Source organism: Stenotrophomonas sp. CASM101, from assembly GCF_049384845.1.
Taxonomy (GTDB): Bacteria; Pseudomonadota; Gammaproteobacteria; order Xanthomonadales; family Xanthomonadaceae; genus Stenotrophomonas; species Stenotrophomonas hibiscicola.
On the sequence record NZ_JBMRFR010000005.1, the window covers coordinates 58,407 to 83,105 of the forward strand.

The 24,699-nt window shown below is 67.8% G+C and carries 22 protein-coding genes; 3 read left to right on the plus strand and 19 right to left on the minus strand.

Going from position 1 to position 24,699, the window contains the following annotated elements:
* Window positions 1–69 precede the first annotated feature (69 nt).
* On the minus strand, window positions 70–1,365 hold the full coding sequence (locus VG543_RS09950) for an acetyl-CoA C-acetyltransferase (RefSeq protein WP_026347250.1): 1,296 nt from the start codon (window positions 1,363–1,365) through the stop codon (window positions 70–72).
* 93 nt (window positions 1,366–1,458) lie between these two features.
* Between VG543_RS09950 and VG543_RS09955 the strand changes: the two genes are divergently transcribed.
* Window positions 1,459–2,346: a hypothetical protein gene (locus tag VG543_RS09955; protein ID WP_423178888.1), complete on the plus strand. Its 888-nt coding sequence runs from the start codon at window positions 1,459–1,461 to the stop codon at window positions 2,344–2,346.
* Between the two features lie 213 nt (window positions 2,347–2,559).
* Here the strand turns inward: VG543_RS09955 and VG543_RS09960 are convergent, their stop codons facing one another.
* The 11 genes from VG543_RS09960 to glnA form a co-directional block, all read right to left on the minus strand.
* Window positions 2,560–3,186, minus strand: coding sequence for a superoxide dismutase family protein (locus VG543_RS09960; protein WP_423178889.1), 627 nt, complete (start codon window positions 3,184–3,186; stop codon window positions 2,560–2,562).
* A 32-nt stretch (window positions 3,187–3,218) separates the two neighbouring features.
* Window positions 3,219–3,788, minus strand: coding sequence for a superoxide dismutase family protein (locus VG543_RS09965; RefSeq protein ID WP_423178890.1), 570 nt, complete (start codon window positions 3,786–3,788; stop codon window positions 3,219–3,221).
* A 93-nt stretch (window positions 3,789–3,881) separates the two neighbouring features.
* Window positions 3,882–5,330 (minus strand): nitrogen regulation protein NR(I), encoded by a 1,449-nt coding sequence (ntrC, locus tag VG543_RS09970; RefSeq protein ID WP_423178891.1) that lies wholly within the window; start codon window positions 5,328–5,330, stop codon window positions 3,882–3,884.
* Entirely contained in the window at window positions 5,323–6,384 is a 1,062-nt protein-coding gene (locus tag VG543_RS09975) for a two-component system sensor histidine kinase NtrB (RefSeq protein ID WP_308305905.1), read from the minus strand. The genes ntrC and VG543_RS09975 overlap by 8 nt, the downstream gene beginning before the upstream one ends.
* 115 nt (window positions 6,385–6,499) lie before the next feature.
* A complete protein-coding gene (locus VG543_RS09980; protein ID WP_423178893.1) occupies window positions 6,500–8,542 on the minus strand; it encodes a TonB-dependent receptor in 2,043 nt (680 codons plus the stop codon).
* Between the two features lie 102 nt (window positions 8,543–8,644).
* Window positions 8,645–8,959 carry a hypothetical protein gene (locus tag VG543_RS09985; protein WP_021204073.1) on the minus strand — a complete coding sequence of 105 codons (315 nt, stop codon included), beginning with the start codon at window positions 8,957–8,959 and terminating at the stop codon, window positions 8,645–8,647.
* Window positions 8,960–9,043: 84 nt separating this feature from the next.
* Entirely contained in the window at window positions 9,044–10,219 is a 1,176-nt protein-coding gene (locus VG543_RS09990) for a murein transglycosylase A (protein WP_423178894.1), read from the minus strand.
* 67 nt (window positions 10,220–10,286) lie between these two features.
* A complete protein-coding gene (locus VG543_RS09995; RefSeq protein WP_206621525.1) occupies window positions 10,287–11,033 on the minus strand; it encodes an N-acetylmuramoyl-L-alanine amidase in 747 nt (248 codons plus the stop codon).
* A 221-nt stretch (window positions 11,034–11,254) separates the two neighbouring features.
* A complete protein-coding gene (amt, locus tag VG543_RS10000) occupies window positions 11,255–12,685 on the minus strand; it encodes an ammonium transporter (protein WP_312543084.1) in 1,431 nt (476 codons plus the stop codon).
* 22 nt (window positions 12,686–12,707) lie between these two features.
* Window positions 12,708–13,046: a P-II family nitrogen regulator gene (locus VG543_RS10005; protein WP_004134334.1), complete on the minus strand. Its 339-nt coding sequence runs from the start codon at window positions 13,044–13,046 to the stop codon at window positions 12,708–12,710.
* 346 nt (window positions 13,047–13,392) lie between these two features.
* Window positions 13,393–14,802 (minus strand): type I glutamate--ammonia ligase, encoded by a 1,410-nt coding sequence (gene glnA, locus VG543_RS10010; protein ID WP_019661939.1) that lies wholly within the window; start codon window positions 14,800–14,802, stop codon window positions 13,393–13,395.
* 224 nt (window positions 14,803–15,026) lie between these two features.
* Here glnA and VG543_RS10015 point away from each other — a divergent pair, with 224 nt between their 5' ends.
* Entirely contained in the window at window positions 15,027–15,821 is a 795-nt protein-coding gene (locus VG543_RS10015; RefSeq protein ID WP_111097740.1) for an undecaprenyl-diphosphate phosphatase, read from the plus strand.
* A gap of 73 nt (window positions 15,822–15,894) precedes the next feature.
* Window positions 15,895–16,722 (plus strand): META and DUF4377 domain-containing protein, encoded by an 828-nt coding sequence (locus VG543_RS10020; RefSeq protein WP_155028770.1) that lies wholly within the window; start codon window positions 15,895–15,897, stop codon window positions 16,720–16,722.
* Between the two features lie 155 nt (window positions 16,723–16,877).
* On the opposite strand, the gene VG543_RS10025 is transcribed toward VG543_RS10020, so the two are convergent.
* The 7 genes from VG543_RS10025 to VG543_RS10055 all read right to left on the minus strand — a co-directional run bounded on the left by VG543_RS10025 (window position 16,878) and on the right by VG543_RS10055 (window position 24,697).
* Window positions 16,878–17,486, minus strand: coding sequence for a YbhB/YbcL family Raf kinase inhibitor-like protein (locus tag VG543_RS10025; RefSeq protein WP_058980253.1), 609 nt, complete (start codon window positions 17,484–17,486; stop codon window positions 16,878–16,880).
* A 10-nt stretch (window positions 17,487–17,496) separates the two neighbouring features.
* Entirely contained in the window at window positions 17,497–19,566 is a 2,070-nt protein-coding gene (locus VG543_RS10030) for a tetratricopeptide repeat protein (RefSeq protein ID WP_111102907.1), read from the minus strand.
* A 56-nt stretch (window positions 19,567–19,622) separates the two neighbouring features.
* On the minus strand, window positions 19,623–20,612 hold the full coding sequence (locus VG543_RS10035; RefSeq protein ID WP_026347255.1) for a YheT family hydrolase: 990 nt from the start codon (window positions 20,610–20,612) through the stop codon (window positions 19,623–19,625).
* A gap of 52 nt (window positions 20,613–20,664) precedes the next feature.
* The gene (locus VG543_RS10040; RefSeq protein WP_058980256.1) at window positions 20,665–21,456 is read right to left on the minus strand and encodes a lysophospholipid acyltransferase family protein; all 792 of its coding nucleotides are present in this window, start codon (window positions 21,454–21,456) and stop codon (window positions 20,665–20,667) included.
* A gap of 121 nt (window positions 21,457–21,577) precedes the next feature.
* Entirely contained in the window at window positions 21,578–22,012 is a 435-nt protein-coding gene (locus VG543_RS10045) for a hotdog fold thioesterase (RefSeq protein WP_021204081.1), read from the minus strand.
* A 10-nt stretch (window positions 22,013–22,022) separates the two neighbouring features.
* On the minus strand, window positions 22,023–24,074 hold the full coding sequence (locus VG543_RS10050; RefSeq protein WP_021204082.1) for a phospholipase D family protein: 2,052 nt from the start codon (window positions 24,072–24,074) through the stop codon (window positions 22,023–22,025).
* Complete coding sequence (locus VG543_RS10055) at window positions 24,071–24,697, minus strand: YceI family protein (RefSeq protein WP_019661947.1); 627 nt, start codon at window positions 24,695–24,697, stop codon at window positions 24,071–24,073. The genes VG543_RS10050 and VG543_RS10055 overlap by 4 nt, the downstream gene beginning before the upstream one ends.
* Window positions 24,698–24,699: the final 2 nt, after the last annotated feature.

A 24,699-nucleotide genomic window follows, 5' to 3' on the forward strand; every position in this document is an offset into this window, starting at 1 on the left:
CCACCGGAGAAAAAAGAACGCCGCCCACCGGGCGGCGTTTTCATATGTGGAACCCGGTAGTCGCAGCGATCAGCGTTCGATGATCGCCACCACGCCCATGCCGCCGGCGGTGCAGATCGACACCAGCGCGCGGCCACCGCCGCGTTCGGCCAGCTGCTTGGCGGCGGTAGCGATCACGCGTGCGCCGGTGGCGGCGAACGGGTGGCCGGTGGCCAGCGACGAGCCCAGCAGATTGATCTTGTCCGGGTCGATGCGGCCCAGCGGTGCATCCAGGCCCAGGCGGTTGCGGCAGTAATCCTCGCTCTCCCACGCACGCAGGGTGCACAGCACCTGCGCGGCGAAGGCCTCGTGGATCTCGTAGATGTCGAAGTCCTGCAGGGTCAGGCCATTGCGCTTGAGCATCTCCGGCACGGCCACGGTCGGTGCCATCAGCAGGCCTTCGCCATGCACGAAGTCCACCGCAGAGACATGCGCATCGCGCAGATAGGCCTGCGGCTCATGGCCGTGCGCGCGTGCCCACTCTTCGCTGGCCAGCAGTACCGCAGCGGCACCGTCGGTCAGCGGGGTGGAGTTGGCGGCGGTGAGCGTGCCACGGCCGGAGACCTTGTCGAACGCCGGCTTCAGCGTCGCCAGCTTTTCCAGCGAGGTATCCGGGCGCAGGATGTTGTCACGCTCGACGCCACGGAACGGTGCGATCAGGTCGTTGAAGAATCCGCGCTCATAGGCGGCAGCCAGCTTCTTGTGCGAGGACACCGCCCACTCGTCCTGCGAGTCGCGCGAGATGTTCCACTCCTTGGCCATGTCCTCGCAGTGGTCGCCCATGCTCTTGCCGGTGCGCGGCTCGGCCACGCCCGGGAACTCGGGCTTGAGCTCGGAGAACTTGAAGCCAGCGGTGAGTGCGCGGATCTTGTCGCCGGTGCTCTTGGCGCGGTTGGCGGCCAGCAGGCGTGCACGCAGCTTCTTGCCGTAGACGATCGGCACGTCGGAGGTGGTGTCCGAACCACCACCGATGCCCGATTCAATCTGGCCCAGCGCGATCTTGTTGGCCACGGTGATGATGCTGTCCAGCGAGGTACCGCAGGCGCGCTGCAGGGTGATGCCCGGGGTCAGCGGCGACAGGCCGGAGGACAGCGTGGCTTCGCGGCCCAGGTTCCAGTCGCTGGAGTGCTTGATCACCGCACCCATTGCCACTTCACCCAGCTGCTGGCCATGCAGGCCGAACCGTTCGACCAGCGCACCCAGCGTACGGACCGACATGCCGAGGTTGCCGACATCCGAATACGCGGTGTTCTGGCGACAGAACGGAATGCGGACGCCACCGAGGATGGCGACGGGACGAGCGTTGGGCATGGAGATACCTGGCATGGATGAGGGTGTCTGCAACATGGCCTGCACGGCGGAGCAGGCATAATGGAGCCAAGTGTAGCTGCCGCCCTGTGATGGGCCAACCGTGGAACCATGAGCAAACCCGACCCCGCGATGAATGCCCTTGGCGTGCTGGCCCTGGAACTGGCCGGCGGTGAAATCCCCCGCCAGCCGGTGCTCAGCGCAGAACAGGCCGGTGAACTGGCCGAACGCGTCGGCCGTGACCTGTCCAAGCTGGTGCCACAGGTAGCCGAGCTGGACCTGGTGTTCGCCGCCGCCCATTTCGACCCGGCCGAAGTGCTGCGCCCGGGCTGGCCGATCCATCGCCGCCTGGAAGAACTGCAGATGCGTGCTCCGGGCCGCAACCAGGGCCCGCGCCTGCTGGCCTTCGGTACCGATGCCGAGGGTGATGTGCCGCTGCCGTTCCAGGCCGATGCCAGCCTGGTTGGCGGTGGCCTGCGAGTGGTGCCGTTCCTGCTGACCGGCAGCGATGTGGCCACCACCAACGCGGTCGCGCATGCGCTGGAAGGCACCTTGCTCGCCAACGGCATGGCGCATGCCGACACCGCGCTGATGGCGCAGAACAGCTTCGGTGCGCGGATCGAACACGCACGCTACTTCACCGTGAACGATCTGGCCGCGATGATGTCGATGCAGTACGACAACCAGGGCCTGGCCGCGCTGTGGCCGCTGATCGAGACCGCGATCATGGCGCCGGGCGAGGACGAGTGGCTCAATGCCGCGCCCGAGCCGCTGCTGCGCTATACGCACGGCGAAGCACGCATGGCACTGTTCGACCCGGCCGGTTGGTGCGCGCACTACAACCACAGCAAGAACGATTGCGACCGCCTGAAGGGCATCTACGAACAGTTCCTGATGCGCCAGCGGCAGATGGCTGCGGTGCTGGAGGCACACGGCGTGCCGGTGCTGTTCGTGCACTGCGAGGCTGGGCAGGACGCGCGCGAGCTGCTGGCGCGCTGATCTGCGGATGCGCACCGCCGGGCATGGCCCGGCGCTACCGTGCAATTGCGTTTCGCCGGGGCGCGACCGCCGTGCGTATTGCTGTAGCGCCGGAGTCCATGCTCGGCTCAGGTCCACCGAAGAGCAGCCGAGCATGGGCTCGGCTCTACAGGAAGCGATGCAAAGAAAAACGCCGGCTTGCGCCGGCGTTTTCCGTTTCCAGCAAAAGCGTCCTTACGGGGCCTTCTGGATCACCGCACATGCCAGGCGCGCGCCGGCGTTGCCGGTCGGCTGGGTCTTGTAGTCGTCCGCGTCGGCGTGGACGATCAGGCCGCGGCCGATGATGTCGAAGTCATCACCCTTGCCGATGTTGACGTTGCTCGACACCAGGCCGTCGATGGTGGCCACGCCCTTGTCGTCGGCCTTGATGTTGGGCATGTCGCCGCCGTGGTGCGGATCGGCCGCCACGCTTCCGTGGTCCTGCTTGCCCGGGTTGAAGTGGCCGCCGGCACTCATGCCGTCCGGCGCGCTGCAGTCGCCCTTCTCGTGGATGTGGAAACCGTGCTCGCTACCCGGCTTCAGGCCCGTAACCTGGCCGGTCACGTGCACCTTGCCATCAACCACCTTGAAGGTGACGCTGCCCTTGGTCTCGTTGCCCTGGGTCGGTGCCAGCTCGGCCGTTGCCGAAGCATCGGCCGCCGGTGCCGCAGCCGGTTCCGGAGTTGCCGCCGGTCCGGTGGTGGCGCCGTCGGCCGGCGCGGCCGGCGGAGTTTCAGTCTGCGGCGTGGCGGGCTGCTGATTACAGGCCGCCAGGCCCAGCGCGGCGATGGCCGCAAACAGCGAAGTGTGGATCAGACGCATTGGAATCTCTCCCTCGATGATGCCTGCAGTGATCAGCGGACGACCCGGATCACGCCACAGGCGATGCGGACGCCGGCATTGCCGGCGGGCTGGCTGCGATAGTCGTCGGCGTTGGCATGCACGACCAGTGCACGTCCGGCGATATCGGTGGCGGCGCCTCCGCCAAGGGTAACGCCCTTGAGGTGGATATCGACGTTGGCGCGGCCGTGGGCGTCGGCACGCAGATTGTCCATGTCGCCCAGGTGGTGCTTGCCGGTGCCGGCGCGGCCATGCGCAGCGCCACCGGGATTGAAGTGATTGCCGGCACTGCTGGCATCCACCGCGCTGCAGTCGCCACGCTCATGGATATGGAAGCCGGCCTGCTGCATCGGCTGCAGGCCACCGATCAGGCCGGTGATGTGGAGGCCACCGGGCTCCACCATCAGCGCGATGCGGCCACTGACGATACTGGCCGAGGCCGGCGAGAGATTGGCCTCGGCCTGTTTCGCGGCGCTGACCACGGTCGGTGGTGGCGGGGTGGGCTCGGCCTTCTTCGGCGCGCTGCCACAGGCAGACAGCAGCACGGCGGCGGACAACGGCAGGATGGCAAAGGACAGACGCATCGAAGACTCCTTGCAGGTGACACTACGGACGGCATCGTCCATGAACGATCAACGGTTCGGCAAGCGGGCGCGAGGATCGCGTGCAGGGACCGTTCAATGGGCCCCGCGGCGGCGGCCAGCGCCCAGCTTGCGGGTAAGGGTATTGCGGCCCAGGCCCAAGCGGGCAGCGGCTTCGGCGCGGCGGCCATGGGTGATCTGAAGCGCCGCTTCCAGCAGCGCATGGTCGACCCGCTCGCGCACCTGCGCATGCAGCCCTTCCACGCCTTCGGCGAGCTGGCGGCGCGCCCATTCGGCCAGCAGCGCTTCCCACTGGCCTGGATCGGCACCGCTGATGCTGCCGCGACCGCCCCGCGTACGGTTCAGCGCGGTATCGACGTCGGCCACCCCGATGGTGTCAGCGGCGGCCAGCGCGGCCATCCGCCAGCACACGTTTTCCAGTTCGCGCACGTTGCCGGGCCAGTCGTGTTCGCGCAGCGCCTGCAGTGCGGCGGCGGTCAGGCGCTTGGGCGGCGTGTCCAGCCTGCGTGCGGCGGCGGCCAGGAAGGTGCTGGCCAGTTGCGCGATATCTTCACGGCGCTCGCGCAGCGGCGGCAGCTGCAGGCGCACCACGTCGAGGCGGTGCAGCAGGTCCGCGCGGAACTTCCCCTGCGCGACCAGCCCTTCCAGGTCCTGGTGGGTGGCGGCCACCACGCGCACATCGACGCGGATCAGTTCGCGGCCACCGACGCGGAAGAACTCGCCCTGCGCCAGCACGCGCAGCAACCGGGTCTGCAACGGCAGCGGCATGTCGCCGATCTCATCCAGGAACAGCGTGCCGCCATCGGCCTGCTCGAAGCGGCCGGTATGGCGGCGCTGCGCGCCGGTGAAGGCGCCGGCTTCATGGCCGAACAGCTCACTTTCCAGCAGCTCGGACGGAATGGCAGCAGTATTGAGCGCGACGAACGGCCCATGCGCACGCGGCGATTCGCGATGCAGTGCATTGGCCACCAGCTCCTTGCCGGTGCCGGTCTCGCCGGTGATCAGCACCGCCAGCGGTGCCTGCGCCAGGCGACCGATGGCGCGGAACAGCGCGCGCATCGGCGGCGTCTCACCCACCAGTTGCGGCGGTTGGTCGCCATGCGCTTCCGGCGCAGGCGTGGGCGCTGCCAGTGCCGGCGCCACCGCCGGCAGCACGCGCTGCGCCAGCGCCACGGCATCGTCCAGGTCGAACGGCTTGGACAGGAATTCATGCGCGCCGCCGCGGAACGCACCGGCCGTGCTGGCCACATCGGTATAGGCCGACATCACGACCACCGGCAGCTGCGGCAACGCGGCCTTGAGCTTGTCCAGCAGCACCAGGCCATCGTCGCCAGGCATGCGCACATCGGTGAACAGCAGCGCCGGCGGCGCGCCTTCGCCCAGGGCCTGCAGGGCTGCCGCAGCGCTGTCGAAATCGACGACCTGGTAGCCCGCCTCGCGCAGCGCGGTGCACAGCACGAAGCGCACGGCACGATCGTCATCGACCACCCAGATGCGCTGCGGGGACGAAGAAGACTCAGACATCGCGCGGGGCCTCCTCGGCCGGGGCGGCGCCACTGACAATCGGCAGCAGCAGGGTGAACACGGTATGGCCCGGGCGCGAGCGGTAGGTCAGCGTGCCGCGGTGCTCGCGCGCCACCTGCTGGGCCAGCGCCAGGCCCAGGCCAGTGCCTTCGGCGCGGCCACTGACCAGCGGCAGGAACAGGTGCTCGGCCAGTTCCTCGGGTACACCACGGCCGTCGTCGGCAATTTCCAGGCGCAACGCCAGCGTGTGCAGCTGCTCGGCGATGCGCGCGCCATGCTCCACGCGGGTGCGCAGGGTGATGCTGCCGGCACCGGCCTGGATTGCGTTTCGCACCAGGTTCCACACCGCCTGGGTAAGACGGTCGGCGTCGCCACGGAATTCGGGAATGCTGGGGTCGTAGTCGCGCTGCAGGCGTACTGCCCAGCCGGCCTCGTTCTCGGCCAGGCGCAGCACGCGTTCCAGCGCGGCATGGATGTTCAGTTCGGCGTGGGGTGCGGCCGGGGCCGGCGACAGCAGCTGGTCGAGCAGGCCGTTGAGGCGCTCGATCTCCGAGCCGATCAGTTCGATCAGTTCGCGTTCGCTGGCCTCGCGCTGGGCCGCGCGGCGGGCCAGCAGCTGGGCCGCACCCTTCAACCCGGCCAGCGGGTTGCGCAGCTCGTGGGCCAGGCCCTTCAGCGCCGCGCTGAGCGCGCTGGGCAGGGCCTGCGTCGGGTCCAGCCCAGGGAATTCGTCGACCGGATGTGCCTCCAGCAACCAGCCGCCATCGTCGCGGCGGCTCATCCAGCCCTCGGCGAAGCGCGGCGCCTCGCCGGGCACCGCCAGCGCCAACCGGTTCAGGCGCAGGCTGTCGCGCTCATCGCGTGCCAGGAAGTGGGCCAGCGCTTCGCCCTGCACTTCCAGTGCAGCCAGCGGCTGGCCCAGCAGGCGGCGCCCGCTGACGCCCAGCCAGCGGCCGAAGGCCGGATTGCAGCCGATGATGCGGCCATCGGCCCCGGCCCACGCCAGCGGCGTGCCCAGGGCTTCAAGGGTCGGCGGCGGTGCGGGGTCGGACATTGCACCAATGTAGTGCAAAACGCGGGGTTCGGGGTCAGAGCACGTTCCGCCAGAAAAGGGCTCCGGCCCCTGCCGCAGGTCGAGCGAGCTCGACCACTACCAGATGCGTGGCCGGTTACAGCTTCATGTTGAGGCCGACGAACACACTGCGTCCCGGGGCCGGCGAAAACATCGGGCGGGCGCTGTCCCAGAAGAAGCTGTCGTACCAGGCGTAGGCGTACTGGCGATTGGTGGCGTTCTTCAGCTGCAGGTCCACGCTGAATCGCGGGGTGAGCTGGTAGGCAGCACTGAGGTCGAGCACGGCGAAGCCACCGAACTTGCCGGCTACGTTGCGCTCTTCCAGGTAGTAATCGCCCTGTGCACGCGCCTGCAGGCCCAGCCGCAGCGCATCACCGGCGCGGTAATCCACGCCCAGATTGCTGATGTGGCGCGGGGTGGCAGCCACTTGACGTCCCTGCAGGGAAACGCCGGCATCGCGGTCGTCGCGGGTGATCTTCGCTTCCTGGTAGGCGTGCGACGCCCACACCGTCCAGTCGTCGCCCAGTTGCATGCTCAACTGCGCATCCACGCCGCGCCGGCGGGTCTTGCCCAGAATGACCGTGGTTCCGGTGGCCGGCATGTTGGATACCTCGTTTTCCGCATCCTGCTGCCACGCCGCCAGACGTGCCTGGGCGCCCGCGAACGGCTGGAACTTCAGGCCCAGCTCCATGCCGGTGTTGGTGGACGGCTGCATCGGTGCCTGTCCCGGGGTGAGGTAGGCCGGTGCGGTGGACCCGGTCAGCACCTGGAAGGTGCGGCCCCAGTTCGCGTAGACGTGGGTGGTCTGGCCCAGGCTGTGGATGATGCTCAGCTTGGGCTGGCCGATGCTGCCGTAATCCTGCAGCCGAGCGGTGATGCCGTTCATCAGGTGCGTGCGGCCGCTGAAGCGGTCGACGCGATAGGCCGGCACGACCTTCCAGGCTTCGACGGGCTGGTAGATCGCCTGCACGTAGGCGCCCCAGTTGTCGAAGCTGTGGCGATCATTGTTCTGCACCCGCGCCGGTGGCTGGCTGAAGTCGGTGGGTTCGGCGTAGGCGTAGCGCTCGCGGATGTAGCCGTTGTCCTGCTGCTCGTAGTTCAGGCCACCCTCGACGGTAAGCGTGGGCCTGGCCTGCCAGGTGAGCGTGGTGAGCAGGCCATGCTGCCGCTCGTCCCACACGCGGCGCTGGCGCGGCAGGTTGCCGTTGGGCAGGTCGCTGAAGGTCACGCGGCGATCGTCTTCATAGCGGTTGTAGTACAGCCGCGTGCCGAAGGTGAGCGCGTCGGACAGTTTCATGTCCAGGTGCGCGGCGATCTGGCGCATGTCGCGTTCATCGCCATCGTTGCCGTTGCGCAGGTCGCTGCCACGGCGGTGCGTACGCAGCTCCTCGGCGGTCATGAAGCCGGGTTCGTCGGCTTCGTGGTGGTACGCGCGCGCGGTCAGGCCCAAGCGCAGGCCGTCGTCCAGCGAGCCATGGAACCACTTGCCGCCCAGCGAATACTTCTTCGAGGTGTCGTGGTCGCGGTAGCCGTCGCTGGCCTGGGTGCCGACGAAATAGTTCTGCGCGAAGCCATTGGCTTCACGGCCGACCGCCAGCTGCACATCGCGGGTGTTGTAGCTGCCGTAGGCCAGGCGCGCATCGGTGTAGCTGCCACCCTGGCGCGTACCGAAGTTCACGTTGCCGCCGATGTTGTGCAGGCCATAGCGCGGGTCGTTGGTACCGCGCACCACTTCGATGTAGCTGATGTCCAGCGGGAACAGCATGTCGATGAAGCGCTGGTTGCCGCTGTTGACGTTGCTGGGGATGCCGTCAATGAGGGTCTTGATCGCGTTGAGGTAGCCCTCGCCGTTGAAGGCGCGGAAGCTGACCTTGCCCGATTCGGCACCCTGCCGCGTTTCGGTGAGCTGGATGCCGGGCATCTGCCCCAGCAGCTCCCAGCTGTGCGAGACGTTGCGGTCTTCGATCTGGTCCGCGCCGAGCACGTCCACCGAAGTCAGTACCTGGTGCGCACTGAGCTGGCCTTCGCCGTGCTGGTGCACCTGCACCTTGCCGAGGGTGAGCGCGGCATCGGCGGACTGTGCGAAAGCTTCAGGGGCGAACGGCGCGGCCGCCAAGGCGGCCAAAAGGGTGGGAGTCATGGGAAGGGGCGATTACGGTGAAATGTAATTATATAACATTTCACGCGCCCGCTTTGCAGCGTCGAGCAAAGCTCGGCGCTACAAGGGCGGGAGCCGGGGGGATTACACCGGGTAGCCGGTGGCTTCCCGTGCCTTCTTCCAGGCGGCTTCGAATTCACGCGCGGAGATTTCGTCGTCCTCGTCGAAATCCAGGAACGACACCGGCTGGTCGGCCAGCAGGAAGCGGTCGTCGCTGTGGGCATGCTCGTCGGCCCAGACCATCCTGGTGCCGTAGATTTCCACCTGCCGCACGATCTTCTCGCCGCGCGCTTCCATCAGCACGTTGCCCTTGCCCAGGCCCGATTCGGCCCAGTGCTTGTAGTACTTCTTTGCGGCGGACTTCGCGCCGGGTTTTGCGTTGTGCTTTGCGTAGGTCATTGCAGGAGCCCTGGCCGCTGGCGCGGCCGGAAAGTGCGGAATGGCGCCATTATCGCCCGACCTCGCAGCGCGCAGGTGGGCGCTTCAGCGGGCCGGCGCTGGCAACGCCACGCCCTTCGGCCACAACATCCAGATGTTGCCCTTCTGCTTCATGTCGCCGGCCAGCTTGCCGGCGGCTTCGCCGCTGCCCCAGTACAGGTCGGCGCGCACTTCGCCGGCGATGGCACCGCCAGTGTCCTGCGCGGCCACCGGGCGCACCACCGGGCTGCCGTCCGGGCGCGTGGTGGACAGCCACAGCAGGCTGCCCAGCGGTACCACGGTGCGATCCACCGCCACGCTGTAGCCGGCGGTGAGCGGTACGTTCAGTGAACCACGCGGACCTTCCGGGCTGTCCGGAGTGCGCACGAAGAACACGTAGCTGGGGTTGCTGCGCAGCAGTTCCGGCACGCGCGCGGGATGGGCCCGGGCCCAGGCGCGGATCGCGTCCATGGTGACGTCTTCCTTCTTCAGCTGGCCCTGGTCCACCAGCCAGCGACCGATCGCACGGTAGGGGTGGCCGTTCTGCTCGGCATAGGCCATCCGCACCTGCGTGCCATCAGCCAGGCGCACGCGGCCGGACCCTTGGATCTGCAGCAGCTGCAGGTCCATCGGGTCGGTCAGCCAGGCCAGCACCGGCGCCTTTACGCCTTTGGCGGCGATGGTGCCGGCGTCGTCATAGGGCTTGAGTACTTTGCCCTCAACCCGCCCGCGCAGGCGCTTGCCCTTCAGTTCCGGGTAGAGGCTGTCCAGCTGCACCACGATCAGATCATCCGGCGTGCCGTACACCGGCACCGTGGCCTTATCGGTACGGGTAAGGCTGCCGGGGTAGATCGGCTCGTAGTAACCGGTGATCAATCCGTCGGCCTGATGGCCACCGGCACGCAGCGCATAGGCATCGAGGTCGCGCTGCAGGAACTGGCGGATCGCGGCCGGGTCCTTGTCTGACACGGCTGCGGCGGTGGCACAGGGCTTGGCCCAGGCAGCGTCGTTCTTCAGGCGGGTGCAGCTGCTGCGCCAGGCAACGAAGCCGGCCTGCAGATCGCTGTTTGAGACCGCTGGCAGGGCTTTCCAGTCGACCTTGGCGTAGGTGGCCGCCGGCGGTGAGGTCGCCGTGGGCGCTTCGGAACCCGTGCGGGGAGCGGTGGTGGCGCAACCGGCGAGCACCGCCGCTGCCAACAGGGTCCAGTGCGTGCGCTTGAAGAAGGTAGCGGAATCGATCATGCCGCCATGGTGGCGGGCCGGCCGCTGGGCGGCAACCCGGCGCGGGGTCAAGCGTTCATGCGCGGAGTCACGGCATCTGCAGCAGCAACGAATGCAGGATGCGGGCGTCCTCGGCATCCAGCGCCTTGGGCAGGTCGTCGCGGCCACGGAAACGGCGGTGGAAGGCGGCGACGGTGGCTTCTCGGTTGTCCAGTGGATAGCCGAAGCGGGCCAGCGCATTCCACGCGTCGAAGCCTTCCGGTGCCGCGCCGTCGGCCGCGCGCGGCCACACGCCGAAGCCGGCCTCGGCCAGCTGTTGCCACGGGAAGAAGCGGCTCGGATCCTGCTTGCGCGTCGGTGCCAGGTCGGCGTGGGCGATCACCTGGCGCGGCGGGATGTTCAGGCGGGTGGTGAGGTCGCGCAGCAGCACGATCAGCGATTCGATCTGCGCCGCACTGAACGGGCTGCGGCCATCGTTGTCGAGCTCGATGCCGATCGAGGCCGAGTTGAGATCGGTGATGGTGCCCCATCGCCCGGCGCCGGCATGCCAGGCACGGCGCTCATCGGCGACGAGCTGGTAGCGATGGCCATCGGCGCCGATCAGGTAGTGCGCGCTGACCGGTCCACCGCTGTTGGCGGTACGCAGCGTATGCAGGCTCTGCTGCACCGATTTCTGCTCGGTGTGGTGGATGACGATGATGACCGGCGTGCGCGCGTTCTGGTTGGGCGAAGGCACCCAGGTGGCGAGCGGGTTGCGCGTTTCCCGTGGCGTGGAAGCGCAGGCGGCCAGCAACAGGCAGGCCGAGAGCATCAGTGTGGTGCGGATCGGAGGCATGGCCTGATTGTGCGCGATCTGGCGCGAGGGTGCATGTCACAAGAAAGATTCGGTAGATCCACGCCATGCGTGGATGCGCCACTCCGGCCGTGCCAGCCAACGGTCGGCACCCACCAGAGCAGACCCGGACCCTGTGCCAAGCAAGCTTGGCACCTACCAGAACCAGGACAGGGGAAGTGCCGACCAACGGTCGGCACCCACCACGTCAGTACGCCGCTACCTCAGGCCTCGTAGGCAGACTCGCCGTGCGAAGTCACATCCAGGCCAGTGCGCTCTGCTTCTTCGGTCACGCGCAGGCCCACCACGACCTTTACCAGCAGCAGGATGACCGCGGTCACCACCGCCGACCACACCACGGTGAGACCGACGCTGACCACCTGCACCCACACCTGGTGGCCGATATCCAGATCGGCCTTGGTGCCGCCCAGCGACTGCGCGCTGAACACGCCGGTGAGGATCGCGCCGACGATGCCGCCGACGCCATGCACACCGAACACGTCGGCGGTGTCGTCCACCTTCAGCAGGCGCTTGAGGCCGGTCACGCCCCACACGCAGACCACGCCGGCGACGAAGCCGATGACGATCGCGCCAAGCGGGCCGACCGTGCCACAGGCCGGGGTGATGCCGACCAGGCCGGCCACCGCACCCGAGGCTGCACCCAGCGCCGACGGCTTGCCCTTGCCGATCGCTTCCACCAGGGTCCAGCCGAGCACGGCGGCGGCGGTGGCCAGCACGGTATTGAGGAAGGCCAGCGAGGCCACCGTATCGGCCGCAGCGGCGGAACCGGCGTTGAAGCCGAACCAGCCTACCCACAGCAGCATGGCGCCGATGTAGGTAAACGGTACGTTGTGCGGCTTCAGCGCGGTCTGGCCGTAGCCCAGGCGCTTGCCGACGAGCCACGCGCCGACCAGGCCGGCCACGCCCGCATTGATGTGGACCACGGTGCCACCGGCGAAGTCGATCGCGCCCAGTTCACCCAGGTAGCCGCCGCCCCAGACGATGTGCGCCATCGGGATGTAGCTGAGGGTGAACCACAGTGCCGAGAACAGCAGTACCGCACGGAACTTGATGCGCTCGGCGAAGGCACCGACGATCAGCGCGGTGGTGATGCCGGCGAAGGTCGACTGGAAGGCGACGAACAGGTAATCCGGCAGGCCCTTGATCGGCGTATTGCCCACCGACTCCGGAGTGAAGCCCTTGAGGAAGGCGAATTCGGTGAACGAGCCGAAGAACGGATTGCCGGCGCTGAACACCGCACTGTAGCCATAGGCCACCCACAGCAGCAGCACCAGCGAGAACACCACCAGGATCTGGCTGAGTACCGACAGCACGTTCTTCGAACGCACCAGGCCGCCGTAGAACAGGGCAAGGCCTGGAACCACCATCAACAGCACCAGCAAGGTGGAGGTGAGCATCCAGGCGACGTCGCCACGATCATAGGCAGCGGCCGCTTCGGCCACGGCCGGCGCGGCGGCGGTGGCGGCCGGATCGTGCAGCGGCTCGACCGCCACGGTTTCGCTCGGCAGCGGCGACACCTGTGCCTGGGCGTGGGCGCTGCCCGGCCAGGCACCAGCGGCCAGCGCGCTGAGCAGCATCAACAGGCACACCAGATGGAACCGGGCTTGCCACCCGGTGAGAAGGCGCATCTTCATGGGGGAGTCTCCGGAAGGGGGCTTACAGCGCGTCGGCGCCGATTTCGCCGGTGCGGATGCGGATGACCTGCTCGACAGCGGTCACGAAGATCTTGCCGTCACCGATCTTGCCGGTGCCGGCAGACGACTGGATCGCTTCGATCACCGCGTCGGCACGTTCGTCGGTGACGACGGTTTCGATCTTGATCTTGGGCAGGAAGTCGACAACGTACTCGGCACCGCGATACAGCTCGGTGTGGCCCTTCTGGCGACCGAAACCTTTCACTTCGGTCACGGTGATGCCCGACACGCCTGCATCGGACAGGGCCTCGCGGACCTCGTCGAGCTTGAACGGTCGGATGATGGCGGAGATCAGTTTCATGCGCATGTCCCGAGGGTGGATGGGGCCAGCGCGCCAGCGCGCGTTGGCATCAGGCAACCACGGGTCATCAGGATGATGACCGTGGCTGTTGCACCGGACACGTACAGGGACGGGACGGCCGTGCCTCTCTCCTTGCACGACCGACGCGGGAGGGAGGGCGGCCCTGGTCGCGTATCCGGTCTCTCTCTTGCCCCTGGATAAGCGGGCCAATGGCTCGCGTTCCAATGCAGCGGACTGACAGTCCGCTCTACAACGGCGGGCCTGCGCCCGCCCTGCGGCTCCCCAGCCGCGAGAACGGAAGCGATGGCGGCGGGTGGGAGGGGGAACCCACCGCCATCGCGCCCGGTCAGCTCGCGTAGTACAGCTGGTATTCCAGCGGGTGGGTGGCCGCGCGGAACTTGGTCACTTCCTGCATCTTCAGCGCGATGTAGCCGTCGATGAAGTCATCGCTCATCACGCCGCCGGCCTTGAGGAACTCGCGGTCCTTGTCCAGCGCTTCCAGCGCCTGGTCCAGCGAGGAGCAGACCTGCGGGATCAGCTTCTCTTCCTCCGGCGGCAGGTCGTACAGGTCCTTGTCGCTCGGTGCACCCGGGTCGATCTGGTTCTTGATGCCGTCCAGGCCGGCCATCATCAGCGCGGTGAAGGTCAGGTAGCCGGACTGGATCGGGTCGGGGAAGCGCATTTCGATGCGGCGCGCCTTCGGATTGGACACCCACGGAATGCGGCACGAGGCCGAACGGTTGCGGGCCGAGTAGGCCAGCATCACCGGCGCCTCGAAGCCCGGCACCAGGCGCTTGTAGCTGTTGGTGCCCGAGTTGGCGAAGGCATTGATGGCCTTGGCGTGCTTGAAGATGCCGCCGATGTACCACAGCGCCAGCTGGCTCAGGCCACCGTAGCCGTCACCGGAGAACAGGTTGGTGCCGCCCTTGGACAGCGACTGGTGCACATGCATGCCGCTGCCGTTGTCACCGACGATCGGCTTGGGCATGAAGGTGACAGTCTTGCCGTTGCGATGCGCGACGTTCTTGATGACGTACTTCATGCGCAGCAGCTCGTCGGCCTTCTGCACCAGGGTGCTGAACTTGGTGCCGATCTCGCACTGGCCGGCGGTGGCCACTTCGTGATGCTGCACTTCCACTTCGATGCCGACCTGTTCGAGGGTCTTGCACATCTCGGCGCGCAGGTCGTGCAGGGTGTCGGTCGGCGGAACCGGGAAGTAGCCGCCCTTCACGCCGGGACGGTAGCCGCTGTTGGCGCCGTCATACTTGGCGCCGCTGTTCCATGCCGCTTCTTCCGAGTCGACCTTGAAGAAGGTGTTGCCCATTTCGTTGGCGAAACGGACCGAGTCGAAGATGAAGAATTCCGGCTCCGGGCCGAAGAACGCGGTTTCGGCGATGCCGGAGGACTTCAGGTAGGCCTCGGCACGCTTGGCGATGCCGCGCGGGCAGCGGCCATAGGCCTGCATGGTGGCCGGATCGAGGATGTCACAGCTGATCACCAGGGTCGGATCGGCGTAGAACGGATCGACGTAGGCGCTGGACGGGTCCGGCAGCAGCACCATGTCCGATTCGTTGATGCCCTTCCAGCCGGCGATCGAGCTGCCGTCGAACATCTTGCCTTCTTCGAACAGCGACGGCTCGACGATGCTGACCGGGAAGGTGACGTGCTGCTCGACGCCACGCATGTCCACGAAACGCAGATCGACGAATTCGATCTGGTTGTCCTTGATCAGCTTCTCAACGTTTTCCACGGACATCGGTACGACCTCGGATGGGGATGAATGCCTGCTGAGGTACAGCAATGACCGTGCCAACTTTTTGCGACCCGCAAGTCGTTGATTTCCCTAAGTCCGCCCCGCACCGGTGCGGAACAGCGCGCACCAAACGGGTGCAGTCGGCAGCAGGCGCACCCGTTTGGTGCAGCAGGGATCGTCTATCCTCTCGACCTTCTTCCTTCCTGCCGCGCGTGCCCGCACCGTCCATGTCCGACCTGCTCTCCGCCCTGCTGCTGGGCATCCTCGAAGGCTTGACCGAATTCCTGCCGATCTCCAGCACCGGCCATCTGCTCATTGCCCAGCACTGGCTGGGTGCCCGCTCGGACTTCTTCAACATCGTCATCCAGGCCGGCGCGATCGTCGCGGTGGTGCTGGTGTTCCGCCAGCGCCTGCTGCAGCTGGCCACCGGCTTCAACCAGCGTGAGAACCGGGAGTATGTATTCAAGCTGGGGGCGGCCTTCCTGGTCACCGCCGTGGTCGGCCTGGTGGTACGCAAAGCCGGCTGGTCGCTGCCGGAGACGGTCAGTCCTGTGGCCTGGGCGCTGATCATCGGCGGTGTCTGGATGCTGCTGGTGGAGGCCTACACCGCGCGCCTGCCTGACCGCGACCAGGTGACCTGGACCGTGGCGATCGGCGTCGGCCTGGCGCAGGTGGTGGCAGGCGTATTCCCCGGTACCTCGCGCTCAGCCTCGGCGATCTTCCTGGCCATGCTGCTGGGCCTGAGCCGCCGCGCGGCGGCGGCCGAATTCGTGTTCCTGGTCGGCATTCCCACCATGTTCGCCGCCAGTGCCTACACCTTCCTGGAACTGGCCAGGGACGGGCAGCTGGGCAGCGAGAACTGGACCGAGGTGGGCGTGGCCTTCCTTGCCGCGGCCGTCACCGGCTTCGTCGTAGTGAAGTGGCTGATGGGCTACATCAAGTCGCACAGGTTCACGGCCTTCGCCCTCTACCGCATCGCGCTGGGCGCGGCGCTGCTGCTGTGGTTGCCCTCCGGCAGCTGAACAGCACCGGGGCACGGTAACCCCAATGCCGGCCCCACCCCGTTTCCCCCACGGTTCCCCAAGGAGAATCACCATGAACCGCAAGCTCACCCTGCTCCTCCCGCTGGCCCTGATGGCCGCGTGCAGCCAGACCCCGGCCCCGGCCGGCACCGGCGGCGATGACGTGGCCCCGGCCGCGGCCAAGGCAGCGGACCAGCAGACGCTGGCGCATCTGGACGCGCAGCGCCTGCAGAGCCAGCACTGGCTGCTGCAGCAGGCCACCGGCGCCGACGGCAAGCGCATCGACGCGCTGTTCGCCCGCCAGGACAAGCCGGTCACCCTCGACTTCGCTGACGGCCGCCTGTCGGTCAGCAACACCTGCAACCGCATGGGCGGTGGTTATACCTTCGACGCTGGCAAGCTGGCCGTCAGCGCGATGGCCTCGACCATGATGGCCTGCACCGACAAGGCGCTGATGGCGCTGGACGAGGCCGTGTCGAGCAGGCTGCAGGGCGAACTGAAGGCCGAGCAGGACGCTGATGGCAGGCTGACCCTGACCACCGCCAAGGGCGACACGCTGGTCTTCAACCCGGAACCGACCGCTGAAACCCGTTACGGCGGCGCCGGCGAAACCGTGTTCCTGGAAGTGGCCGCGAAGACCGAGAAGTGCTCGCACCCGCTGATCCCGGACTACCAGTGCCTGCAGGTGCGTGAAGTGAAGTTCGACGACAAGGGCCTGAAGCAGGGCGAGCCGGGCAAGTTCGAGAACTTCTACGGCACCATCGAGGGCTACACCCACGAAGACGGCGTGCGCAACGTGGTGCGCGTGAAGCGCTACGAGGTGAAGAACCCGCCGGCCGATGCGCCGTCGCAGGCGTACGTGCTGGACATGGTGGTCGAGTCGGCCATCGAGAAGAAATAAAACGATGGAAGGGCGGCCGAGAGGCCGCCCTTCTTCGTTGTGCGTTGTAGAGCCGAGCCCATGCTCGGCTGCTGTCTATCGGGAAAAGCAGCCGAGCATGGCTCGACGCTACCGAAAGCAACGCCGGCCAGCGGCCGGCGCTACCGGGGTTGCGGTTACAGCGCCGGGTTCAACGTGTAGGTGCCGTGCAGTGCGGCTTCGGCCAGCACGTGGCCGTGCATGGCGCGGTACGCGTCGGCGGCGGTGAAGCGCTGCGGCAGGTCCAGCGACGCCACATCCAGCGCGAATACCCGGAAGAAATAGCGGTGCATGCGCTCGTCGTTGAACGGCGGATACGGGCCGTCATAGCCCAGGTAATCACCGGCCATGTCCGGGTTGCCCGCGAACCAGCCGGTGAAGTCGTTCAGGCCCTGGCGGCTGCCGGCCGGACCGGCGGGTGCGGGCTTTCCCTTCACCACGAAGCCGTCGCTGCAGCTTCCTGCGGCGATCTCCTGCACCGAGGCCGGAATATCGGCCATCACCCAGTGCACGAAATCGCAACGTGGCTGGTCACGCGGCACGCTCATGTCGCTGCGGCCAACCGTCTCCGGCACGGTCGGCACGTCCGGGTCCACGCACACCAGCAGGAACGAGCGGGTGCCGGCCGGCGCCCCGTTCCAGGCAAGGTGCGGGTTGCGGTCGGGCGCAAAACCATTGGCATCGCCGGCGGCGAACTCACGATCAATCGGTGCGCCATTGGTCAGGCTGTTACTGGTCAGCTGCATCAGGATCTCCTCACTCTTCCGGGTAACCCAGGCGCACCGCAACCGGGGTGAGCTGGGCGAAGGCGGCGCTCATCACGTCGCGGTAGTTGCGCCAGTGGCCGGGCGGGAAGCGCGGCGCGCCCAACTGCGCCGCCGGCGGCATCGGCCGCTCGAACAGGCGGCCCAGCAGTTCGGCCATCGCCTGCGGATCGTTGCCGACCTGGTCGATGCGCAGCAGCACGTGGGGGTACAGGTCGTCCTCATGCAGCGTGGCAATCTGGTTCAGCGCGCGGGTCAGCCATTCACTGGCTTCGGCCAGCGAGGTCATCGCCAGCGGCGCGGCGGCACCGTAGGCCACCCAGTCCAGCAGCATGTCGCGCGGATCACGCAGCACCAGCACCAGTCGCCCCTGCGGCAGCTGCGGGCGCAACGCCCACAGCAGGGCGTTGTCCCACCACAGCAGCCAGTCGATGACGGTATCGCTCTGCAGGCCACGCGCCGGCAGCTGTTCGCGCCAACGCTGCACCAGCCGCTCCGGCGTCAGTACGCCCGAAGCGAGATCCTGCAGCGTGTTGTAGTTCTGGAACGCATCATCGGGCGGGTTGCTGGTGTAGCGGTCGCTGCGCAGCACCGGGCTGGCGGCCGCCAGGCCGGTCGCCACGCGCTCCACGCCCGAGCCCGGCGCGCCCCAGAGGAAGATCGGCGCGGAACTGGTGTTGCCGTCAATCTCACCCTTCTCCGGCCAGCTTGGCGGAGACTTGGCCTGCGGTGGCAGCGGCAGGCGTTGCGGGGCCTGGTCGGCCTGCAGCGACAGCCAGGTACGCAGGGCCTCCTGCGGCTGGCCGGCACGGTCCTGGATCTCGCCCATCCAGGTGCGCAGATCGGCGCGATGCGCTTCCGGCGCCTGCTCGACCAGCGCCTGCACGCGGGCCACCGCAGCAGGCGGATCACGCTGCAGCAACCCTTCAACCAGGCGGGTTTCGCCACTGACACGCCCCGGTTCAATGCTGACGATACGCTCGGCAATGGCTTCGGCCTGCTCGTGCTCGCCCACCATGTCGTGCAGGCGCAGGCGTGCTTCCAGCGCCGGCAGGTGGCCCGGCATGGCGTCCATCCAGCGTTCAACGGTCGCCGCGGCAGCGGGGCTGCCAACTTCTTCCACGGCCAGGCGCGCCAGCCACAGATCATGCAGCTGCGGGTGCTGCTCCAGGGCAGCGTCGAGGCGTGCACGCGCCTCGTCTTCGCGGCCAAGGCGCTGCCAGGACATCAGCAGCAGCTGCAGCAGCTGGCGGTCATCGGGGATCGCTTCCAGCAAGGGCAGCAGATGGTCCAGCGCCTGCAGCGGCTGGCCGTTGCGCAACGCCAGCTCACCGGCCAGGCGCCGCATCGCCGGCACGTCCAGCTCCGGCTGCCGCAGGGCCACCTCCATGGCTTCGGCCGCCGCCGGCACGTTGCCCTGGCGCAGCGCCAGCTGCACCACCAGGCCATGCAGCGAGCTGATGGCCGGGTTCAGTTCCAGCACGCGGCGGAACGCCTGCTCGGCGAATGCCAGCATGTCCTTGCCAAGGTAGGCAAAGCCCAGCGCATAGAGCACGCGGGTGTCATTCGGCTGGGCCTTGTTGGCTGCCGACAGCAGCACCAGCGCACGGTCCGGGTCATCGCGGCGCAGCGCGATCATGCCGTCGATGGTCAGCAGCTCGGGGTGGTCCGGCTCCACGCGCGAGGCCAGGGTGGACAGGCGTTGTGCCTCGTCGAAGTCATTGCGGCCAACCGCCAGGTGCGCCTGCATCAGGTAGGCGGAGAAGGAGTTCGGGTCGAGCCCGGTGGTGCGCGCCAGCGCTTCGTCGGCGCCTTCGTACTGGCGCAGGGCCAGCAGCAGGCCAGCATGCTGCAGGTGCAGCTGGGCGTCGTCCGGTGCCAGCTGCAACGCCTGCTGCAGGGCTTCCATGGCATCTTCGGCCTTGCCCTGCTGCTGCAGCGCAAGCGCCAGCCAGCGGTGGGCCCCGGCCTGGCCGGGTTCGTCACGGGTCCACGCCTGGGCCAGCTGCACGGCCTGGTCGGCCTGGTTCTGGCGCAACGCTTGGATGATCTGGTCTTGCATGGCGGTCCGGTTCGAGTGCAAACCCGCATTGTAGCGGTCCACGCGCCGGTGCCGGTTCAGCCCGCCAGCACCCGCTGCAGGCGCTGCGCCACCCACCGTTCGGAGAAGCCATCGCCCCGCCAGTTTTCCAGGAAACCGCAGTGGCCTCCCCAGCAGGCGGTCTCCAGGCGCGCGTGGCGCGGCAGCTGCCAGTCGCTGAAGGTCGCATAGGGAATCACCGGGTCGTCCTGCGCCATCAGGATGTCGGCCGGCACCTGCAGGGCCGACAGGCGGTCACCGGCAATCGAGTAGCCGTCGAAATAGGCCTGCAGCGAGCCAAAGCTGGTATGCCGTTCAACCAACCAGGCGGTCAGCGCACGGATATCCAGCTTCAACACGCGGTCGTCGCAGTCGCTCAGCTCGGGGAACAGATCGCGCTTGCGGCGCAGCGAGCCGGCCCATTTGCGTCGGAAGTACCAATCGTACATTGCCGGACCATTCTCGATGCTCTCCATGGTCAGCCCCGGGTCCAACACCGGGCACACCGAGGCCACGCGCAGCAGCGGCACGCCGGCGGCCGGCGCGCGCAGGGCCAGGCGCAGCACGAAATTGCCGCCCAGTGAGTAGCCGGCCGCCACCAGCGGCAGCTGCGGCCAGCGCTGGGCGATGTCTCCTGCGGCATGCACCACTTCATCGATCAGGTTGGAGTGGAAGATGCCGGGGTTCAGGTGATGGGTGTTGCCGTGGTCGCGGAAGTTCAGGCGCACGACATCGAAACCCTGTTCGATCATGCGCGCGGCCGCCATGCGCATGTAGCTGGATTCGGCACTGCCCTCCCAGCCATGCAGCAGCAGGGCCATGCCCTTGGGTTCGCGGCCTTCGACATGGCTGTGCCAGCCCTGCAGGCGCACGCCATCGCCGCCGTCGAGGATCAGCTCTTCGCTGACCGCGCCGGTGGCCGCCAGCAGCAGCAGGCCGCGCTGCAGGCGCATGCGGCTGGAGCTGAGCATCGACTGCAGGTGCGGGTTGCGCAGCCAGCGCGGCGGCTGGTAGTCAGCCGCATGCAACGTCGGCGTACCGGCGTCCAGGACAGGTGGCGGAACCAGGGCCACCGTGCCCTCAACCGGTGCTCATGGCCGCCACGATGCGCGCGCGCGAGGTCTCCGCGATGCGCCGACGGCCTTCCAGGTCCTGTGCACCGATCGGTGCCAGGAAGTGCACTTCCGCACGCCGCGCCGGCTCACCGAGCAGGCGCAGGAAATTGGCGAAGAAGCTCTCGCCGGGGCCGAATGCCACGATGGTCTGTGCGTCACCCTTGAGCCCATAGACCAGCGCCACCGGCTGCACCGGAACGCCGGTTTCAACCGCGGCCTGGAAGATGCGGGCATGGAACGGCCCCACTTCGTGGCCACCGCGGGTGCGCCCTTCCGGGAACACGCCCACTGCCTTGCCGCCACGCAGGCGATCGGCCATCACCTGCATCACCCCGCCCAGCGACTCGGTGTTGCCACGCTGGTGGAAGATGGTCTGCCCGCGCGCAGCGAGCCAGCCGACCAGGGGCCAGCTGGCGATTTCGCGCTTGGCGACGAAGCCCATCATGCGCTGGCTGTGCAGGATGCAGATGTCCACCCAGCTGACATGGTTGGCCACGAACAGCACGGCACCGGGCAGCGGCGCGCCCATCTGCACCAGGCGGAAGCCGAAGATCCACATCAGGCCCCCCTGCCACCAGTTCACCACCTTCGCCCCGAAGGTATCCTCGCCCACGCGCAGCTCGCCCCACGGCGGAAGCATGCCGATCAGGATCAGCGGCAGGAACACGGTGATGTGGACCAACAGCAGCGGTACGCGGTACAGGTAACGGCACACACGCGCCACGCCGCCACGGGGGGCCGGAGTGGGGGAAGTCATCCGCGCACGATACCGGAGCGTCGCAGCAGCTGCCAGCCGATTTAGGCCATAACCGCCATTGACCGGGGCAATCGGTGGGGAACGCTGGGTTCTGCCGTCGTCAACACGCCCGACCGGGGGCTCAACCGTGGCCGGCCGCCACCACCGCCAGGGTCAGCCGCGAAATGCATACCAGGCGACCCTGCTCGTCCTCGATGCGGATCTCCCACAGCTGGGTGCTGCGGCCCACATGCAGTGCGCGGGCGGTGCCGGTGACAATCCCCGAGCGCACCGCCCGCACGTGGTTGGCATTGATCTCCAGGCCCACGCAGACCTGCTTTGCGGTATCCACGCACAGGTTGCCGGCGCTGCTGCCCAGCGTCTCGGCCAGCACCACCGAGGCCCCGCCGTGCAGGATGCCGTAGGGCTGGCGGGTGCGCTGGTCCACCGGCATGGTGGCCTGCAGCCAGTCTTCGCCCGCTGCGCTGAAGACGATGCCCAGGGATTCGATCGCCGTGTTGCGGCTGAGCGCATTGAGCTGCTCGAGGGAAACGGCTTCGCGGAACACCTGGGTCATGCGGTCACCTTCAGAGAATGGGAACGAGGCCGGCACCGAATGCGGTCAGCATGCGCACCAGCAGCCACTTCGGGCCGACGTTGACTTCGGGGAAGTCGCCGACGGCAACGTAGCAGCGATGGAACTCCGGGTCCTGCCGTGGCAGCGGCTGCGGGCAGTCCGGGCCGGGCTTGAACTCGTAGTCGGTGGCATAGCGCCATGGCCAGAAGTCGAGGATCGGCAGCGCTTCGGAGGCTTTGCCGACGCTGTAGTTCAGCCCCGACAGCACCGGCGGCTTGGCCCGCGGCGCCACCGTCCAGGAGTTCTGCGGATGGGTATCGCGCAGGATGCTCTCGGCCAGCTGCTCGGCAAACACCGGATCATCGATGATCACCGCGCCTTCGGTGTTGTAGTTCTCGCTGCGCGGATCGAAGTTGTGGGTGCCGACCACGCCGATGCGGCGGTCGACCACCAGCGACTTGGCGTGCAGGCCCATGCGCGCGCCCTTGCGGGTGACCGGCAATGGCTTGTTGACCGCCTTGCTGCCCAGGAACGAGGGCCGCGTTTCGGTGCGCAGCAGGCGCGTTTCCACCTCGCTGCCGGCCGCGCGGCGGCGTTCGCGCGCGTTCTGGTAGGCACTGCCGGTACGCGGATGATTCACCACTGCCTGCCTGCGCGTTGTTGCCCGGTCCCCCTCGCTGCCCCCCCCGGCATTGCTGCCGGCGGCGCTGCCGCCGATCAGCGGGTTGCGGCCGCCGTCGTCGTCTGCCCCGGGGGCGGCGATCGGGTCGGGCAGCAGGTTGCGGTAATCAACCGGCGCATCCAGCGGGAACGGCTTGTATTCGAAGATGTTGAAGCCCAGTTCGCGCATGTTGCGCCGCTTGTACTTGTACGACAGCGCATACACGATGGGATTGTCGGTGGCCGCCAGGCTGTTGCTCGACACCACCACGCGCGGTGGCTGCGGGCGCTTGCGCAGCTCGCGGAACAGCTTCTGCGCGGGCTTGGACAGCACCAGGTACGGCGTCTGCAGGATCACTTCCTTCTGCGCACCGGCAATGAGCGCATCCAGCTGGGGCTCGGTCACGTGCTGGCCAGCCAGCGGGGCATCGGCCTTCTCGCGCCGATGCTTGCGCGGCAGGTCGGCGACATAGCGCACCGAGGCCACCGGCAGCGCGGTATCCACGAAGGAACGGGTGACGAAGTCCATGTCATTGGCTTCGGCACTGACCCGCTGCACCCGTTCCGGGCGGCGGAACGTGGCGGGGGGCAGCGCCGGCACGCCCTCGCGCAGCAGGGTGCGGCCGACATCATTCAGGCGCTCGGCCGGCACGCTGCGCTGGGCACGCCAGAAGGCATCGAAGTTGGCCGCCATCGCACGCGCCTCGGGGCCGGCAATCAGCACGTCGCGGTCGCGGAAGTTGTACTCGCGGTCCCAGTCGTAGTAGTCGTCCTGGTAGTTGCGGCCTCCGACCACGCCGATTGCGTCGTCGATCACCAGCAGCTTGTTGTGCATGCGCTGGTTGAAGCGCCGGAAGCAGCACAGCACGCTGCCGGCATAGTCGAAGTAATTCAGCCGGGCCTTGCCGAACGTCGGGTTGTAGACCCGCAGCTGGAAGTTCTGGTGGGCGCCGGACAGCGCGCCGAGGATCTGCAGGTCGGAGATCGCCGAGAGCTGGTCGATCAGCACCCGCACCTTCACCCCGCGCCGCGATGCAGCCAGCAGTTCGTCGATGACCAGCCGGGCGCTGTCGTCCTTGTCGAAGATGTAGGTCTGCAGGTCGATGCTGCGGGTGGCGCTGCGCAACAGGTTCAGCCGCGCCACCAGGGCGCCTTCTCCCTCGTCCAGCAGGGTGGCGTAGTGGCGCGGCTGCTCCGGGGTGGATTCGGTGAACGCCCGGCCGGCCAGCGCCCGCAGCGGCGAGTCCTGTGCGCAGCGGTCGGCGCGCTGGCAGTCGACCTGGGTCGAGCGCGCCTGCACGGCGATCGCTTCGGCGCGGTCGCGCTCGGTATTGGACAGCGATGCACAACCGCTGCCCAGCAACACGGTTGCCAGCGCCAGTACACGCAGCAGGAGGTTCACGGTTTCGGCGCCTCGCTCAGGCGCGCTCGCAATACGAAGGTCACACGATCACTCAAGGCAAGCTGCCAGCTGTCCATTCCATACCGGCCTCGCTGCACGGTACCGCGGCTGACGACGTCGCAATCATAGCCGGGTCGGGCGCACTCCGCCTTCTCCACCCTCAGCTTCTCGGGATGGCTGACCCCGCGCAGGGTCAGCCGGCCGTTGATGTCACCCCCCTCTTCCACGGTCTCCGGCCAGTACGGCAGCGAGTCGAACTCGACCACCGGGTGGCGGCCCGCGTCGAAGAATTCCTCGCCGCGCATCCAGCCGGTATAGCGCGCCTTGCCGGGGATCTCGACCGAGCGCGTGAACATCTTGAGGTGCACCTGGTGGCGGCCATCGGAGAGGATCTCGATGCGGCCCTCGAAGTGCGGGAACACGCCTTCGATGCGCTGGCCGAAGCGGGTGCGCACCTCGAAACCGATCTGCGAGCGTTGGGTGTCCAGGCGCAGGACCCGATGCGCTTCGGCGACCACCGGCGGCAGGGGCGTTGGCGTTGGCGGAGGAGGCGCGGCAGGCCAGGCCGCGCCGGAAGCCAGCAGCACGGGCAGCAGAAAGCGGCTGCGCCGCGCCAGGCTCATTG